Annotated in this window: 8 protein-coding genes and 2 pseudogenes; 6 read left to right on the top strand and 4 right to left on the bottom strand. The window is 67.5% G+C overall.

From position 1 onward, the window contains the following. Nucleotides 1–161: 161 nt before the first annotated feature. Complete coding sequence (locus ACIHAA_RS08480) at nucleotides 162–668, bottom strand: ATP-binding protein (RefSeq protein WP_399814498.1); 507 nt, start codon at nucleotides 666–668, stop codon at nucleotides 162–164. 275 nt (nucleotides 669–943) lie between these two features. Between ACIHAA_RS08480 and ACIHAA_RS08475 the strand changes: the two genes are divergently transcribed. Both ACIHAA_RS08475 and ACIHAA_RS08470 read left to right on the top strand, forming a co-directional pair. After that, nucleotides 944–1666 (top strand): TetR/AcrR family transcriptional regulator, encoded by a 723-nt coding sequence (locus ACIHAA_RS08475; RefSeq protein ID WP_399814496.1) that lies wholly within the window; start codon nucleotides 944–946, stop codon nucleotides 1664–1666. 10 nt (nucleotides 1667–1676) lie between these two features. Beyond that, nucleotides 1677–2825 (top strand): FAD-dependent oxidoreductase, encoded by a 1149-nt coding sequence (locus tag ACIHAA_RS08470; RefSeq protein WP_399814494.1) that lies wholly within the window; start codon nucleotides 1677–1679, stop codon nucleotides 2823–2825. A 21-nt stretch (nucleotides 2826–2846) separates the two neighbouring features. Here ACIHAA_RS08470 and ACIHAA_RS08465 read toward each other — a convergent pair. Beyond that, nucleotides 2847–3582 (bottom strand): annotated as a pseudogene (locus ACIHAA_RS08465) (IS5 family transposase). Nucleotides 3583–3625: 43 nt separating this feature from the next. Between ACIHAA_RS08465 and ACIHAA_RS08460 the strand changes: the two are divergent. The 4 genes and pseudogenes from ACIHAA_RS08460 to ACIHAA_RS08445 form a co-directional block, all read left to right on the top strand. Then, a pseudogene (locus tag ACIHAA_RS08460) lies at nucleotides 3626–4017 on the top strand (IS5/IS1182 family transposase); the annotation flags it as partial. A 441-nt stretch (nucleotides 4018–4458) separates the two neighbouring features. Further along, on the top strand, nucleotides 4459–8130 hold the full coding sequence (locus tag ACIHAA_RS08455) for a LamG-like jellyroll fold domain-containing protein (RefSeq protein ID WP_399814545.1): 3672 nt from the start codon (nucleotides 4459–4461) through the stop codon (nucleotides 8128–8130). Between the two features lie 112 nt (nucleotides 8131–8242). Further along, nucleotides 8243–14794: an RHS repeat domain-containing protein gene (locus ACIHAA_RS08450; protein WP_399814492.1), complete on the top strand. Its 6552-nt coding sequence runs from the start codon at nucleotides 8243–8245 to the stop codon at nucleotides 14792–14794. A gap of 109 nt (nucleotides 14795–14903) precedes the next feature. Next, entirely contained in the window at nucleotides 14904–15314 is a 411-nt protein-coding gene (locus ACIHAA_RS08445) for a hypothetical protein (RefSeq protein ID WP_399814490.1), read from the top strand. Between the two features lie 219 nt (nucleotides 15315–15533). Here ACIHAA_RS08445 and ACIHAA_RS08440 read toward each other — a convergent pair whose 3' ends face one another. Further along, a complete protein-coding gene (locus ACIHAA_RS08440; RefSeq protein ID WP_399814488.1) occupies nucleotides 15534–15686 on the bottom strand; it encodes a hypothetical protein in 153 nt (50 codons plus the stop codon). 207 nt (nucleotides 15687–15893) lie between these two features. Next, on the bottom strand, nucleotides 15894–16574 hold the full coding sequence (locus ACIHAA_RS08435) for a hypothetical protein (protein WP_399814487.1): 681 nt from the start codon (nucleotides 16572–16574) through the stop codon (nucleotides 15894–15896). Between the last annotated feature and the right edge of the window lie 1109 nt (nucleotides 16575–17683).

Here is a 17683-nt window from a genome sequence, read left to right as displayed (position 1 = left end):
CCGCCCGGTCCCCAACCCCCGCCCCCCCCTTTTCGTATAACCCCTCCGGGGGGGGGGGGGGGTCGGGCGGGGGGGGGGGGGGGGGGGGGGGGGGGGCCCCCCCCCCCGCGCCCCCCCCACCACCCCGTTGCGCATCTCGGTGCAGTCGGAAATCGAATTGATCAGACCGCGAATCCCCGGCGTGCCCATCGCTTCCGGTCCCTGACGAGGGACAGCCATCCCGGTACGTCCACCTCGACCCGCACGGTCTTGCCGGGCGGCGGGTCCCGCTCCAGCACCTCCCAGCGGGCGGCGAGCGCCTCGACGAGGACGAGCCCCCAGCCCTCCTCCTCCAGCTCCGCCGGGGCCTCCACCCGTCCGGGACCCGGCGGCCGGGGCGGTCCGCAGCAGCTGTCGCTGACCTCGATGCGGACGCTGCCGGTGACCAGGGAAAGCCGCAGCTCGAAGTCCCGCCCCGGCACCCGCCCATGGGTGACCGCGTTGGCCGCCAGCTCGGCGATGACCACCGCGACGGTGTCGGACGTGGCCGTACCGTGCGGGACACCCCAGGTGTGCAGCTGGTGCAGGGCGAGGTGCCGCGCCAGGCGGGCGCCGCGCGAGGTGGCGCTGAACCGCTGGGAGAACACACTTACGGTAATCGGGCGTGGGGGGCGGGAAGGTACGGTCATGTGCTCGATCCGACGGCCTAAAGGGGGTGTTTCACCAGGTCCCCGCCGCGGGCACGGCGGTTGCGCACGCAACTCACACCGGGAACAGTACCCGTGACTGCCCGTCACCATGTACGCGAAGGCCATCCCCCTTCTGCCCTGTGGCCTTCTCTTCTCCCTCCTTCTCCCTCCTTCCCCTTCCCCTCCCGCATCCGGGCGCCCTCACCGCGTGATCCTTGGACGAACATGTTCGTCACGTACTTGTTCGCAACGAACATGTTCGTTACCGTGAGGGCATGACAGCGCAGCCCCCCACCCCCCGCAGCCGCCGCGACCGCCCCGCCAAGGCGCCGCTCACCCGGGACGGCATCGTCGGCACCGCCGTGGCGCTGATGCGCGCGGAAGGGCTGGAACGGGTCACCATGCGGCGGCTGGCGCAGGAGCTGGACACGGGTCCGGCCTCGCTCTACGTCTATGTGCGCAACACGGCGGAGCTGCACGCGGCCGTGCTGGACCGGCTGCTGGGCGAGGTCGACCTGTCCCCGGTGGGCACCGAGGGCGACTGGCGCGAGCGGCTGGTCCGCCTGCTGACCTCGTATGTCGAGGTGCTCTTCGCGCACCCGACGCTGGCCCGCGCGGCCCTGGCGGCCCGCCCCTTCGGGGAGCACTACCTCGATCTGGTGGAGGCGGTCCTCGCGCTGCTCGCCGAGGGAGGGGTGCCGTCCGCGCGGGCGTCCTGGGGTCTGGATCTGCTGTTGCAGTACGCGACGGCGAGCGCGGCCGAGCACTCCACCCGGGGCCAGGCGCCCGAGGCGCAGGACGACTGGGACGCACTGGCCGGGGCCCTGCGGGACGCCCCGTCCGAGCGGTATCCGCAGATCGCCGCGCAGGGCACGACCCTGCTGTCCGGCACCGGCGGGGAACGACTGACCTGGGGTTTCCAGGTACTGATCAGCGGCATCACAGCGGCACCCGAGCCGCCCACCACTCCGCGTACACCCCGTACGCCTGTTCTCTGAGGAGGCCGCCATGGCCACCGGAACGTCCGCACCCGTCCATCACCCCCTCGCCGTCGTCGGCGCCGGACTCGGCGGTCTCGTAGCGGCGCGCGTGCTGCATGTGCACGGCATCGAAGCGGCCGTCTACGAGCGCGAGCCCTCCGCCACCGCCCGCCCCCAGGGCGGGATGCTCGACATCCACGAGGAGTCGGGGCAGGCCGCGCTGCGGGCCGCCGGGCTCCACGAGGAGTTCCGCGCGATCATCCACGCCGGTGGTGAGGAGGTGCGTGTCCTCGACCCGGACGGCACGGTCCGCTTCAAGGACACCGAGGAGTCCGGCAGGCCCGAGGTCGACCGCAACGATCTGCGGCGCATCCTGCTGGACTCGCTTCCCGAGGGCACGGTCCGCTGGGGGGCGAAGGTGACCGGGGCACGCTCCCTGGGCGACGGACGCCATGAGGTGACGCTCGCCGACGGCACCGCGTTCACCACCGACGTCCTGATCGGCGCGGACGGCGCCTGGTCCCGGATCCGCCCCCTGCTCTCCGCGGCCGTGCCCGCCTACACCGGGGTGTCCTTCGTGGAGACGGACCTGCACGAGGCCGCCACGAGGCACCCCGCGACGGCCGAACTCCTGGGCGGCGGTATGACGTTCGCCCTCGCCGACGGCAAGGGGCTGCTCACCCACCGGGAGGCCGACGGCTCGATCCACGCCTACGTCGCCCTCCAGGTGCCCGAGGACTGGCTGCCGGGCCTCGACTTCACCGACCCGGAGTCCGTGAAGGCGGTGCTGCTCGCCCGTTTCGAGGGCTGGGACGAGCGGCTGCGCGCCCTGATCGCCGACACGGACGGCGCACCGGTCCCGCGTCCGATCCACGCCCTCCCGGTCGGCCACCGCTGGGCGCACACCCCGGGCGTGACACTCCTCGGCGACGCGGCGCACCTGATGTCGCCGTTCGCGGGCGAGGGTGCGAACGCCGCCCTCCAGGACGGTGCGGAACTCGCCACCGCCCTCGCCGCCCACCGCGACTCTCCCGGCGCCGGTCTCCTCGCCTACGAGCAGGCCCTCTTCCCCCGCGCCGAAGCCACCGCCGCCCAGTCGGCCCGGGGCCAGACGCTTCTGTTCGGCCCCGCCGCCGCGGACCAGCTGGTGGCCCTGATGACCGGGCAGGACCTCTAGGGTGCGTTTCGAAAGTGCTGGTCACAGCCACTCGTTGATGGCTGCGACCAGCACGGTCGCCTCGTAGCGGACGGCGAGCTTGTCGTATCTCGTGGCGCCCGCACGGTGGCGCTCGAGGCGATTGATGCCGCACTCGACCGCGTGCCTCGCCTTGTAGTCATCGGGGTCGAACTTCGGCGGTCGGCCACCGTGGGAGCCGTACGCCTTGTCGGCGCGAACCTTGTCGGGACGGGTGCGTGGGCGGCCCGGCCCGGGTCTGGGAACGCTGATACGGCCCAGGACCACCTGGAACTGCGGGGAGTCACCGCGTTGCCCGGCGGTGATCACGAGTGACATCGGTTTCTGGTTCTGCTCGACTGCCAAGTGGAGCTTGGTGGTCAGTCCGCCCCGGGAGCGGCCGAGCCCGTGGTCGTCGGGCTCGGTGAAGACGCCACCTGGCGGCTCGATCTGCAGATCCCCTTTTTGCGGGCGCCGGCCGCATGCTGGTGGGCGCGGGCGATGGTCGAGTCTGCAGTTGCTCGAAGAGGCGGTGCCAGGTGCCGTCCCGCTGCCAGCGCCGGAAGAGGCCGTAGACCGTCTCCTACGGGCCGTACCGTTCGGGTACGTCCCGCCAGGGAGCGCCGGCGCGGGTGCGTCAGCGTATGCCGTCTATCAACTGCCGCTTGGTGTGCACCGGTGGCCGCCCAGCCTTCTTGCCGACTGGGAGCAAGGGCTCCAGTTTCGCCCACTGCGCGTTCGTCAGATCGCGCCTCCCCATGAAGTGGATCTTGACACATCAAGATCCACTTCTGAAACGCACCCTAGTGGCGACCTACTAGCACACGGACATGACGTTGTGGCAGGTGACATCGCTGTTCGGGGTCTCGAAGTCTGCGGCTGACCGCATCCTCGATCACCTGGCGCCCTTGCTGGCCTTCCCGGCAGCCGCGCAAAGACACTGCCTACACGGTCGACGGCAACCTGGTGTCCACCCGGGCTCGCAGAGTGGCAGCGTCCAGCAAGAACTATCGGTGCTCGACAAATCTGCAGGTGGCGATCGACGCCAACGGCCGCCTGGTGGTGGCGACGGCCTACCGCTGCCAACAGCCGCAACGACTGCCGGGCATTCACGGAGTCCGGCGTCGACCGGGTCTGCCGCGGCGTACCGACCACCGCAGTCGGCGAATACCAGCCAACTCACGCCACAACGCCCGCACAGCCGGACCTCACTCACCATGATCACCGGCACGCCACATCGGCCGTATCGGTCGGCATTCAGTTGTGCGCGGATCCGAACCGATAGGAACCCCTCCTTCGGCAACGACACACCCCGGCCGAGTCGTCGGCTGCAATCCGCCGATACAGCGCTGCGAGGTTCGCCTCACCCACACCAAGGCCCACTACGACACGTCATCCCGTATCACGTACCAGTGAGCCGGATAGCCCTGCTTCGAGTGGCCTTGCCTCATGTCTTCGACGCGATAGCACCCGGTGTGACGCGAGACACCGTTGACCAGCTCCCATCAGTGAACACATGATCCTCACAAAGTCTTCGTAAGAAAAAATTAAAGAAACAGGTGGGGGCGTGTTGACGCACAGACGGCGACGCGACTGGCGTCAGGCGGCTCGGAGCTTGGCGATAATCGCAACGCTCATGGGGTGCGCGGTTCCGGTGATCGGGGCCGGGGCGACTCCAGCAGCCGCTGGTGAGGGGCCGGCTTCCGTGGCGGCCGACAAAAGCCCCGAGGCGGAGGCGAGCGCTCTCGCCGCCGAGACAGGCAAGCGGGTCTCCGTGGACGTAAAAACCACTGAGTCGTCACAGGTGTTCGCGAATCCGGACGGCACCTTTACCCAGGAGATGAACGCCGCTCCGGTCCGCGCCAGGAAGGACGGCGGCCCCTGGGCGCCCATCGACACCACCCTCGTACGTGCCGCCGACGGCTCGCTGCGGGCGAGGAACACGACGGCGGACGTCACCTTCTCGGGTGGCGGCAGCGAGAGCGGTCTGGTCATGCTCGCGAATGAGGGACACGAGTTGAAGCTCGGCTGGCCGACCGCGCTTCCCGAGCCCAGGATCGACGGCGACACCGCCACGTATGCCGATGTCCTCCCGGACGTCGACTTGAAACTAACCGCACTGAGCACGGGCTACACCTCGGTGCTCGTGGTCAAGACGGCGCAGGCGGCGAAAAGCCCGGCGCTCGCCCACATCAGGATGACGGTCTCCGACCGCGGGCTGGACGTCTCGCCGACGTCCGACGGCGGTTTCATCGCGCGTGACGGTGAGGGCACCCCGGTCTTCGAGAGCCCGGCAGGGCGAATGTGGGACTCCGCCGGCGACGAGACGGCGACCACAGGCACGGGCACGGGCACGGGCAACAGCATCAGCACTCAGCTCGCCCGCAGCGCCCCCATGACCGAGGCAATGGACACCGCGCTGCTGCCTGCTGCCGAGGGCGAGCCGGCTGCGGCCGATGCCCCCGGTAGCGGTGACGCGACGGCCGAGCTTCCACTCAAGGTCACCGGCTCCACGATAGAGATCACGCCCGATCCGGCTCTGTTGCACGGCACGGACACGGTCTTCCCGCTGTACATCGACCCGCCCACGAAGGGCATCTCTCTGGGTGACTGGACGGCGCTGGCCTCCAACGGCGCCAAGTACTGGAAGTTCAGCGGGGACAAGGGCGTGGGCCGCTGCTCCAACTACGCTGGCTACCTCTGCTCGAACAGCCCGTACACCCAACGCATGTACTTCGAGTACCCGCTCTCCTCGATCCACGGCAAGAAGATCCTGGACGCGACAATGGAGGTGTATCAGACGTGGACATTCACCTGTGACGCGCACTGGTACGACCTGAGCCGAGTCGACAAGGGGATTTCCTCCAGCACCAGTTGGTCGTCCCGTCCCACAGCAGCCGACCTGATGGGCGACCGCAGCGTGGCCTATGGCCGGGGCAGCCTATGCAGCCCCTCACAGCCGGCCAACTGGGTTCGGTTCAGCGACAACGTCGGCGAAGAGTCCGACGAGAATCTCACGACGACGCTCGCCTCCTACGCCTCGGCCAAGGCACCGCAGATCACTTTCTCACTGGCCGCGCACGACGAGTCGGACGCAGCTGCTTGGGCGCGGTTCCGTAACGATGCGAAGCTGTCTGTGACGTATGTGTCGTACCCGGACAAGCCGACGTCGTATGGAGTTCAGCAAGGCACCACCGGGCGGGCCTGCAACGCCTCCACGCTGCCCTTCGCGACCAGCGACACCACGCCGAAGATGCTCGCCACGGTGCAGTCGACCGACGGCTCGAACGCCCAGCTGCGCGCGCTGTTCGAGGTGTGGAAAGCGGACGGCTCCAGCCGTGCCTGGTACGCATCCTCGCCGAGCAGTGATTGGGTGGCGGACAATGCCCCGCGCGACGCATCCACCAGTGCGCTTCCGGCTCAGACGGAGTACCGGATGCGGGTCAAGACGCAGGCTTACTACAAGACGGACCGGGGTGCGACGGGCGTCCTGGATTCGTCATGGTCGTCCTGGTGCTACTTCCGGGTGGACACCGACTCGCCGCCCGCTCCGATCCTGACCAGCGCGGACGGCCTCTACAAGCCGGCCGAGACCGACCCGGCCTCCGGCGGGGTGGGCACGCCGGGCAAGTTCACCTTCACTCCCGCGGACACCAACTCCGCAACGGCGGGCACCCAGTCGGACGTCGTCAGCTACAAGTGGAAGCTGAACAGCGGCGCTCTCTCCTCTGCGATCTCCGTCGCCCAGGGTGCAGCCACCACGCTGTCGATCACCCCGAACCAGGCGGGTGAGAACACGATCCAGGTCTGGGGCTTTGACGCAGCCGGGCACAGCTCACTCACCGGCTACTACAGCTTCCTGGTGAAGGGCGCGGAGCAGCCATCGGGCATCTGGCACCTGGACGACTCTCTCGCGGACTCCACGACAGCCACCCCCCACCCGCTGACCTCCACGGGCGCGACCTGGGACACCTTGGCCCGCAGCGGCTCCGGTGCGGCGAAACTCAACGGCACGAGCGCCTACTTCGCCACCTCCGGCGCGGTTCTCGACACCACGAAGTCGTTCACGGTGTCGGCGTGGGCTCGGCTGACGAAGAACGACGTCAACTACACCGTCCTGTCCCAGGCGGGCACCAACGCCTCCGGGTTCCAGCTGTACTACTCCAGCTCCTACAAAGCCTGGATCTTCAACCGTCACCAGACGGACGTCCTCAGCCCCGGCATCACCCGCTCGATCGGCACCCGGCCGCCGGTCCTGAACGCCTGGACCCACCTGGCTGGCGTCTACGACGCGGCGAACCAGACCGTCCAGCTCTTCGTCAACGGCGTTCCACAGGGCGCTCCGGTGACGTTCACCACCCCATGGAAGGCGTCCGGCAACCTCCAGATCGGGCGGCTGTGGTACGACGGCGGCGGCAGGGAAAACTTCGCCGGAACCATCGACGAGGTAAAGGTCTGGTCCCGTGCCCTCGCGGACACCGAGGTCGCCCACGACGCGTGGCTGGAGGACGAGGACCTGAGCGACGGCACGGCCGGCGGCCCGGTCCCGGCGCTCGTCGCCAAGTGGGACGCCACCGACACAGCCAACGCGAGCGGCATCATGGTGAAGGACACCAGCGGCTTCGCCCGGAACCTGACGCTCAACGGAGCCACGCTCGCCCAAGTCACCACCGGTGACCCGGATATCGGCGAAGAGGTCGTCACCTCACAGACGATGAGCCTCAACGGCACCAGTGGATACGCCTCTGTCACCGGGTCCGTCGTCGATGACACCGGCTCGTTCACCGCGACCGCCTGGGTGACGCTGGACCCAGCCAAGCTCGCCGACACCAGCAAGTCGTACGCGGTGCAGGTCTTCGGCCAGTCGGGCACCAGTCAGTCCGCGTGGGGCGTCTGGTATGAGCAGCCCGCTGGCAGTACCCAGGGCCGCTGGACCTTCGGCCGGCCCGACAAGGACGGCACCGGGGCGACCTGGACCAAGAGCGAGTCCACCGCCTTCACCACGGCCCAGCTCGGCGTCCCCGTCATGCTGACGGTCGTCTACGACGCCCAAGCCGCCGCCGACCCCGATGACACCTCCAAGCTCGGCGCGCTCAAGCTGTACGTCGACAGCGCTTTGATGGGCGACGACGACGGCGTGTCGTACCCGGCCCCCTGGCAGGGCGGCGGAGCGTTCGAGGTCGGCCGGGCGAAGATCAACGGCGCTGCTGCGCGCTACTTCCCTGGAACGATCGACAGCCTCCGCGTCTGGGCCGGAGCCACCTCCACCGACACGATCGCCGACCGGCGCAACGCCGAGCAGCGGTAGCAGTGACGGCGGGGCAGGGCGGCGCTGGATCCCTCCTGCCCCGCCCTGTCTCCTAGCGGGCGGCGCACTCCGCTTCCGCTCCGTTCTCTCTCCGAACAAACGGGAAATCACCGTGTCTTCAACACCTTTCCGCAGACGTCTGCCAGGAGCGGTCATACGCCGCTGGTTGGGCCGTGGCGGACTCGTCGTCTCCCTCACGCTGCTTTCGCAGATCGCCACGCCCTCGGGCTACGACTTCGCCGCCCAGGCCCAGTCCCCGTCGCACCGCCGACTGGAGCACCAGCCCGAAACGAAGATCGACAAGGTCGGCGTACTCAAGCCCAGCGTGTCCAAGGCTCCAAAGGACAAGGCTGCCCCCGCGGTCACGAAGACCCGTGAGCGGCTGGGGCGCGCCGCCTGGCCGAAGGCCGGGAGGTCCATCGCCGCTGTCCCGGCGACCGGTGGGACCTCCGTCACCGTCGGCGGGCTCGACGTCAGGCTGGCCCGGACCCCGGGCGCCCCAGTGGGAAAGACCGCGAAGAAGATGGCGGTGGCCTCTGGAGTGGCCGAACAGGTGGCGATCGACGTCCAGCCGAGGTCGGCTGCGCAGAAAGCCGGAGTAGATGGTGTCCTGCTTAGTGTCGCACCGGCGGCAGCCGTAGTCAGCAAGGACGGCACCGACAAGCTCCGGGTCTCCCTGGACTACTCGTCCTTCAAGGACGTCTACGGCGGCGACTTCGGCCCCCGACTACGTCTGGTCACGCTGCCGGTGTGCGCGCTGACCACACCGCAGAAGGAGTCCTGCCGCACACAGAAGCTGGTGCCGGGCGCGGACAACGACGCCGCGTCCCAGACGGTGACGGGCGCCGTCGCCCCCCGCACCCGGATGCTCCTCGCGGCGTCGGCCGACGGTTCGGGCAGCGGCGGTGGCAGCGACTACAGCGCCACCTCACTGTCGCCGACCGCGACCTGGGAGGCTGGCGGCAGCACAGGTGACTTCACCTGGAATTATCCGCTGCGTGTCCCTCCGGCGACCGCCGGTCCGTCACCAAGCCTGTCGATCTCCTACGACTCTGCCTCGGTGGACGGCCGTACGGCTGGCGAGAACAACCAGACCTCGGTCATCGGCGAAGGCTTCTCGTTGACCGAGTCCTACATCGAGCGCAAGTACGGCTCGTGCAAGGACGACGGCCACTCTGGCAAGGGCGACCTGTGCTGGAAGTACGCCAACGCCACGCTGGTCCTCAACGGCAAGGCCGTCGAGCTGGTCAACACCTGTACGGACAAGACCGCCTGTGACAGCGCGGCCCTGTCCCAGGCCTCGGGCGGCAGCTGGAAGCTGAAGAACGAGGACGGCACCCGCGTCGAGCACCTGACCGGCGCCACCGGCAACGGTGACGACAACACCGAGTACTGGAAGGTCACGGACGCCTCTGGTAACCAGTACTTCTTCGGAAAACACCGGCTGCCCGGTTGGAGCGACAAGGGCACCACAGACACCAGCGACGACGACCCGGTCACCAACTCCGTCTGGACGGTGCCGGTCTTCGGCGACGACCCCGGTGAGCCCTGCTACAAGTCGACCGGCTTCGCCGATTCCTCCTGCTACCAGGCGTGGCGCTGGAATCTGGACTATGTCGTGGACACCCACGGCAACGCCTCCACGTACTGGTACAGCAAGGAGACCAACTACTATTCCAAAAACGCTGACACCACGGTCAACGGCACGAGCTACATCCGGGGCGGCTACCTCAACCGCATCGACTACGGCCTGCGCAGCGACCTGCTCTACAGCAAGCCGGCCGCCCAGCAGGTCCGCTTCACCTACGCCGAACGCTGCGTCGCCTCCGGCGGCTGCGACAGTCTCACCAAGGACACCAAGGCCAACTGGCCCGACGTGCCCTTCGACATGATCTGCGCCTCAGGAACCAAGTGCACCACCCAGATCGGGCCGGCCTTCTTCACCCGCAAGCGCCTCACCGACATCACCACCTCTGTGTGGACCGGCAGCGGCACCACCCAGCGGGACGTGGACACCTGGCACCTCGACCAGAGCTTCCCCGATACCGGTGACGCATCTTCGCCGAGCCTATGGCTGAAGTCCATCCAGAACACCGGCAAGGCCAACAGCATCACCGCCACCATGCCGCCGGTCGTCTTCGGCGGCATCCAGCTGTCCAACCACGTCGAGGGCAGCGGCCCTGACACCCTGCGCTACATCAAGTGGCGGGTGCGGACCATCAAGGCCGAGACCGGCTCGACCACCACCGTCAACTACTCGGACCCGGACTGCATCTGGGGCACCAGCATGCCGGCGGACATCGACAAGAACACCCGGCGTTGCTTCCCGGTCAAGTGGTCCCAGTCCGGCGCGACCCCGGTCACCGACTGGTTCCACAAGTACGTAGTCACCTCCGTCTTCCAGGACGACCCCTACGGCCACGGCGACACGGCTGAGAAGTACTACGACTACCAGGGCGGCGCTGGCTGGGGTTACGCCGATGACGAGGGCATCACCAAGGTGCCCAACCGCACCTGGTCGCAGTGGCGCGGCTACGGCAAGGTCGTTGAGACCTCCGGCGACACCGAAGGCCCGCGCTCGAAGAAGTCCACGCTGTATATGCGCGGGCTGAACGGCGAGAAGGAACTCGACGGCACTGCCCGCGTGGAGATGGTTACCGACTCCACCGGCACTGCCATCGACGACTCCCGCCAGTACGCCGGTTTCGTGCGCGAGACCATCATCTACAACGGCACCGGCGAGGACAGCGGCACCATCAACACCCCCTGGTCGCACCGGACCGGCAGCCACACCTACGACTGGGGCACCACTGACGCCTGGATCGTCCAGGCCGGCGAGACTGCCACCCGCACCAAGACTTCCACCGGAACCCGCACGGTCAACCAGAAGACGACGTACGACACCACGTACGGCATGCCGCTCAGCGTGGAAGACAGCGGCGACGCCGCCAAGACCGGTGACGAGTCCTGCGTGCGCACCAGCTACGCCCGCAACACCTCGGCCTGGCTGGTGAACCTGGTGTCGCGCACTGAGACGTACTCGGTTCCATGCGCGACCGTCCCGGCGATTCCCGACGACATCGTCTCCGACGTCACTACGGCCTACGACAACCAGGCGGTCGGGGTGGCGCCCGTCAAGGGAGAAACCACTGCTTCCTACCGGGTGGCCAGTTACAACCCGGTGGACAAGACCCCTGTCTACCAGCAGGTCTCTAGTTCCACCTACGACAAGCTGGGTCGGCCGCTCACCGCGACCAACGCTCTGGGCCGCACTGTCAAAACCACCTACGTCCCCGATGACACCGGCTATGGCCCGCTAAGGTCCAAGACCACCACCGACCCCAAGCTCTACTCCACCACCACGGAGGCGGACCCGGCCTGGGGCAGCGCTACCAAGACCACTGACGCCAACGGCAACGTCACCGAGTGGGCCTTCGACGCGCTCGGTCGCCTGCGACAGGTCTGGAAGCCGGACCGCTCACGCGCGCTCGGCGACGCCGCCAGCATCGTCTACGCGTACAGCGTCAACAATGACAAGGAGACCTGGGTCCGAACTGACGCCCTGAAGGCGGACGGGCAGACCTACAACAGTGCCTACGAGATCTTCGACGGCCTGCTGCGCTCGCGCCAAAAGCAGCTACCCGCGCCGGGAGGCGGCAGGGTGATCTCCGAGACGCTCTACGACGACCGCGGCCTAGCTCACATCAACAATAGCCAGGTTCACGACAACGTCGCCCCGTCAGGCACCCTGGCGAACACCTTCCCCGGCTCCGTCCCTGCCTCCACCGAGACGGTCTTCGACGCCGCGGGCCATCCCACCGAGTCGGTCTTCCGCGTCTACGACCAGGAGAAGTGGCGCACCAAGACCGACAAACTGGGTGACCGCACCACGGTCACCGCCGCCCAGGGCGGCACCGGCACGGCGACGTTCACCGACGCCCGCGGCCGGGTCACCGAGCGCCGCGAATACGCCGGTCCCGTGCCAGCCGGCAGCGACTACACCCGCACCCTGTACGAGTACACGCCCGGCGGTCAGCTCAAGAAACTCACCGGTCCGGACGGGGCGGTCTGGACGTACGGCTACGACCTGCGCGGGCGCCTGATCACATCGACGGACCCGGACAAGGGCAGGATCGACTCCACGTACAACGACGTCGACCAGCCGCTGACCGCTACGTCGACGCTGAACGGCGTCTCCCGCACCCTGATCACCGACTACGACGAGCTCGGCCGCAAGGTCGGCACCTGGGACGGGGCACAGGACGACGCCCACCGGCTGACCAAGTTCACCTTCGACACCTTGGCCAAGGGACAGCTGACTGCCTCAATCCGCTATGTCGGCGGTACCACTGGGAAGGTCTACTCCCAGGTCGTCACAGGCTACGACGCTCTCGACCGTCCCAAGGGCAACAAAACCGTCATCGCGGCCAGCGACCCGCTGGTGGTGGCGGGCGCACCGCAGACCTTCACCACCTCGACCGCCTACAACATCGACGGCACCGTCCAGTCCACCTCGATGCCCGCGGTGGCCGGCTTGCCCGCCGAGACCATCACCAACACCTACAACAGCCTCGGCATGCTCACCGCCACCGACGGCATGACCGACTACGTCCAGAACATCGGCTACTCCCCGTACGGCGAGATCGAGGAGACCCGGCTTGGCACCTCCACAGGTGCCAAGCAGCTCCAGGTCCTCAACCGCTACGAGGATGGCACCCGCCGTCTGTCCAACACACATACCGTCGACCAGATCAACAGCGGCTACACCAGCGACATCGACTACGTCTACGACGCCACCGGCAACATCAAGTCGATCACTGACAAGGCGGGCGCCAAAGACACCCAGTGCTTCACCTACGACGGCTACCGCCGCCTGACCGAGGCATGGACCCCATCGTCCAACGAGTGTGCCACCGACCGTTCGGCAGCCGCGCTCGGCGGTCCGGCCCCGTACTGGACCAGCTGGACCTACAAGCCCGGCGGCCTGCGCGACACCCAGGTCGAGCACAAGGCCAGCGGTGACACCACGACTGCCTACGGTTACCCGGCCGTCAACGCATCCGGTGCCGGCCAGCCCCACACCATGACCTCGGTCACGGTCAACGGTGGCACCACCAAGTCGTACTCGTACGACGAGCAGGGCAACACCACCAAGCGCTACGGTCCCACCGGCAGCGCACAGAGCCTCGATTGGGATATCGAAGGAGAGCTGAGCCGCCTCACCGAGGGTGCCAAGACCACCGACTACCTCTACGACGCCAACGGCGAACTCCTCATCCGTCGCGGCCCCGCCAAGACCGTCCTCTATCTGGCCGGTCAGGAACTCCACTATGACAAGGCCGCAAGCAAGTTCACCGGGCAGCGCTACTACGCAGCCGGTGATGCGACCGCCGTGCGCACCGAGAACGGCCTGTCCTGGGTGGTCGACGACCACCACGGCACCGCCTCGATGACTGTGGACGCCACCAGCCAGGCGGTTACTCGCCGCTACACCACGCCCTTCGGCGAAACCCGCGGCGCTGCACCGCCGACCTGGCCCGACGACAAGGGCTTCCTTGGCAAGCCCGCCGATACCGAGACCGGCCTCACTCACGTCGGGGCCCGCGAATACGACCCGGCCAGCGGACGCTTCCTGTCCGTCGATCCCGTCCTCGCCGCCGACGACCACGAGTCTCTCAACGGCTACGCCTACGCCAACAACACCCCAGTCACCAAGTCCGACCCGAGCGGCGAACGCCCGATCACGGACTGTGAGCAAGGGTGCAGTGACGGCAAGGGAGGCAGCTACCGCTCGTACATGACCATGGGTCCGAATGGGACCTGGGTGTACCACTCCACGGAGACGTACAGCAAGAAGTTCGAGTACCAGAAGCAGGGCGGTGGTACCGGCAGCGGCAGCCTGACCATCACGGTGCACACGGACGGCGGATATCGCTCGGCGACCATCCAGTTCAAGAAGGGTCCCGACCCGAAGCCAGAGAAGAAGGAAGTTTTTCACGGCTGGGCCATGGGCACCAATCCGAACTACAACCCAAATGTCACCGACGACTGGATAGACCGTCCCAAGCTCGCGACCTGGCAGAAAGTCGTGCTGGGTATCGTCGTTGGCGTGGCGGCAACCGTGGTCGCTGCTCCCGTGGTCGTGGCTGTGGGCGACGGATGCCTGGCCACCGCCCCGGTGTGCGCCGCGGAAATCGCGGAAATGGCGACCGGCGGGGCATCCGGTGGAAGCCTTCCCGCGAGTGCCGCAGCCACGGGAGTCTCCTTCACCTGGGCTGGCAGCAAGGTCCAGTACAGCAAGACCGCCACGGCCATCGGTGACGACCCCAACACGATTCAAAATTTCATGAGGTCGACCGGCACCAAGGGTCACGACGTGATCGTCCACGGAGACGAAGCGGGTAATTTCCGAGTGGACGGCCTTATCACCCACCCTGAACAGATAGCTCAGCTCGTCCGGGAGAATCCTAATTACAAGGGAGGGCCCATCCAGATCGTCTCCTGCCATTCCGCCTGCGGCTCCGCCGAAGAACTCGCGGAAGCCCTAGGGGTGAAGGTCACCGGTGCTAGCCCGCACCAGGTGGACCTGGATCCCAAGTTGGGCACCGTCCGCCAGTGGCCCGACGGTTCAAAGGGCGATCCGATCCCCTGGGGTATGCGGTAGCCAGTAGGATGCGATCAGGAAATCTCTGATGTCGCTCCACCCGTGGCGGGGAGGCGAATGTTCCATCCTCCCCGCCACGGGGTTGCGCCTACTGTCTGGAAGATCTCGCATGACGAAAGTTGCCCCCCTCGGAATATTCGGCAGGATCGCGAGCCAGTCCGCCTTCGCGAAAAATGCCGAGGATCTTCGTCGGCGCGTAAGCATGATTCCCGAAGGGGATCGAGGAAGGATCGCTGAATATCTTCGCTCCGGCACTCCGATCATCGCCCTGATGGGATTCTCGGAGGACATCCTTGGAAACAAGTTCTCCCGCTCCGGCGGCACCGCCATCATGAGCGACGGCCGCTTCTTCTGGCGGCTCGACGCGGCCGACTACGTGGAGCACTACGGGGTTGGCCTACCCGAGGAATTCATCGCTCATGGAACCGCTCGCCAGTGGATCGCCCCGGTTCTTTCCCGAGAGAAGGTCATTGAGGTCGACGACCTTCTCAGTGAACTGAGACGAGCCGGGGCCCTGTGATCTGAGCACCGTCGGCCCTGAGCGCCAGAACCTCGGCCTTCGTCCGTCGTCCGGACGGGCGACAGCTGAGTGGACCAGGGCGACGGCGATCATGTCGGGCCGTGGTCGTCGCCGGATCGGCTATGGGCGCGTTCCGCGAACGGCCCGATCCGCACGGCGATGTCCTTGCTGCCGCCGGGCGTCCAGGGGTGCGGAAGCGACGGATCATCGGATGGTCTCCTACTCGGGGATGGCGGTACGGGGGCCGAGGGGCGTCTTGAGGACGCGCGGCAGATGGACGTGCAGGTGCTCGACTACGACCTCGCGGCTGCGGTCCCGGAGTGTGCGGGCCAGCAGTTCGGTAAGACCGCTGGCCCTGTGCCGATTCCCCATTCTCTCGCTCATTGCGAGTTGTTGCTTCCAAGGAGCGACTCAGTCGGGAATCTTGCAGTTCGGGGTCATTTACCCTGTCTCCACCACAGGGGCCGGGGCAGTCCTCGTTTGTCGAGGTACGCTGGAACGCCGTGGGCGGCCGCGGCCGGTAGGGGCCGTCGGCGAGTTCTTGAAGGCTCAGCCGCTCGACGTTGATCGCGAGTGCGATCAGGACGTGCTGGACGTGCGTCTTCGCGAGGCCGCGGTAAGTTCCTGCGAGTCCGATGGCGCCGCCAGCTGCTGGACCGTCTGGAGCAGGCCGGAGACCGATCCGGCGTGCTGCGGCTCGACCCCGCCCATCACCAGGGAGGCGGCCGGCATGAAGGTCAGTCCGGCCGAGACGCCGTTGATCAGCAGGGGGACGCGGACCGCGGTGACATAGCCGCTGGTCGTGTCGATGTTGAGGCGCTGATAGCGGCCCGCTGCCCGGGCCTGTTCGACCACCTCGGCCCGGTCCCACTCCACGTAGGCGATCACCTCCTGCACCGTGCTGTGCGGGACGTAGACCCACCGGGAGGAAAAGTTCTTCGCGATCACGCCGGGCAACCAGAACCGCTGATATCCGCCCAGGGCGATGCTGGTGGGGACCTCAAAGACGGTGACGCTGGCCTGCTCGGTCAGCCGCAGCCCCGTGCGGACCATGAGGTCGCTGAACGTCGCGTTACAGGCCGCCCACCCACCGCGGAACCGGCCAGAGGGCAGCCCGTCCGGGCCGTAGCCCCGAAGCCCCACGTCCCGCCAGAGCCGGTAGGTCGCCGACGGCATCCACTCGATGCGCTCCCCGTTCTCGTCATGCGCATAGGTCGCCGGGACCGTCGATGAGTCGAAGGCCCGGACAACCGGACCCATGGGCACGGGGCGGCGGGCGCGTGCCGGATCGGGACAGCTGCGACGTAGCGCTGGCGGACCGCCCACTCGTAGAACTGGTTGACCAGCGACACCTCGCGATTCCAAGTACTGCCCTCGACATGCGGCCCTGCCTCATCCCGGCGACGCCACTGGGGAACGCCAGGTGGTCCGCCTCCGTGGCGGCCCGCCACGACTTCCCGCCGCGCGCGGTATGCAGGAACGTGAAGAGCCGGGCCATGGCTCGGGCCCGGTTGGCGTTGCTGTTCCACGGCGTCGTCAGATTCGCCCGAAGGGAGTACGAGTTGAGCTCGACGTCGTACTCGAACCGCGGCGAGAGCAGGAACGGCAGGCCGTCCGGCAGGCCTGCCTCATCCAGCCACGACACCAGGTCGGCGGGCCGTACGTCCAAGAAAGAACGCGTGGTAGTGGGCGTAGACAAATCGCAGCTCACGAAGTGCACTGTCCACCCGGGTCTACTCAACACCCGCGGACCCTAACCGGTCAGTGACCGCCCGCTCACAACCACGTCTTCGCCGTGGCCGCGTTCGGCGTGCGCTCAGGGACGGAGCCCATACTCGGCAGCGGCCGTCAGGTGGCAGCGCGGGTGAACTCGATCAGTACGGTCCGCAGTTTGCGCAGGTGCTGCCAAAAGTGCGAGGTCGTGGTCTCCTCGGGTACGTAGTCTTCGATACAGAACTGGCGGGCGCTGTGTGCCTCGGCGACGGTCGAGTCAACCAGAGGAGCCAGGTCGGGGAGCAGTGCTCGGGTTCTGTCGACTTCAGCACGAAGGCGGACAGGACTTCGTCAACCTGGACCAGGGCCCGCTGCTCGCAAAGGTAGCCAGGCCCTCGTTCGCCGTTGATCTCGGCATTGGCGTGGACGTCCCCAGCCAGCTCCGCTCTGGACATGAATTTGTGAGCCGCTTCATGGAGACGGACCACCGGGTCCGCCTCTCCAGCATGGATGGTGATGTTCCCGCCGACCGCAACGCGCCCGCCGTATACCTGGGTGACCGCGGCTTTCCGGGAGCGCCAGGCCCACCAGCTCACTGGTGCCGGTCCAGGTTGACGCCGACGATGTGCTGCCCTGCCGCGCGATGCCGTCGGGGC

The organism is Streptomyces sp. NPDC052040, assembly GCF_044548405.1.
In the GTDB taxonomy this organism is placed as follows: domain Bacteria; phylum Actinomycetota; class Actinomycetes; order Streptomycetales; family Streptomycetaceae; genus Streptomyces.
Note: the sequence above shows the minus strand (reverse complement) of the source record. Positions and strands in the feature narration are given on the sequence as shown.

Bases quoted from the DNA above. Each gene is read 5' to 3' on its own strand.
- ACIHAA_RS08475 (WP_399814496.1), top strand. From the start codon at position 944: ATGACAGCGCAGCCCCCCACCCCCCGCAGCCGCCGCGACCGCCCCGCC.
- ACIHAA_RS08445 (WP_399814490.1), top strand. From the start codon at position 14,904: ATGACGAAAGTTGCCCCCCTCGGAATATTCGGCAGGATCGCGAGCCAG.
- ACIHAA_RS08470 (WP_399814494.1), top strand. From the start codon at position 1,677: ATGGCCACCGGAACGTCCGCACCCGTCCATCACCCCCTCGCCGTCGTC.
- ACIHAA_RS08480 (WP_399814498.1), bottom strand. From the start codon at position 668: ATGACCGTACCTTCCCGCCCCCCACGCCCGATTACCGTAAGTGTGTTC.
- ACIHAA_RS08440 (WP_399814488.1), bottom strand. From the start codon at position 15,686: ATGGGGAATCGGCACAGGGCCAGCGGTCTTACCGAACTGCTGGCCCGC.
- ACIHAA_RS08435 (WP_399814487.1), bottom strand. From the start codon at position 16,574: ATGGGTCCGGTTGTCCGGGCCTTCGACTCATCGACGGTCCCGGCGACC.
- ACIHAA_RS08455 (WP_399814545.1), top strand. From the start codon at position 4,459: ATGGGGTGCGCGGTTCCGGTGATCGGGGCCGGGGCGACTCCAGCAGCC.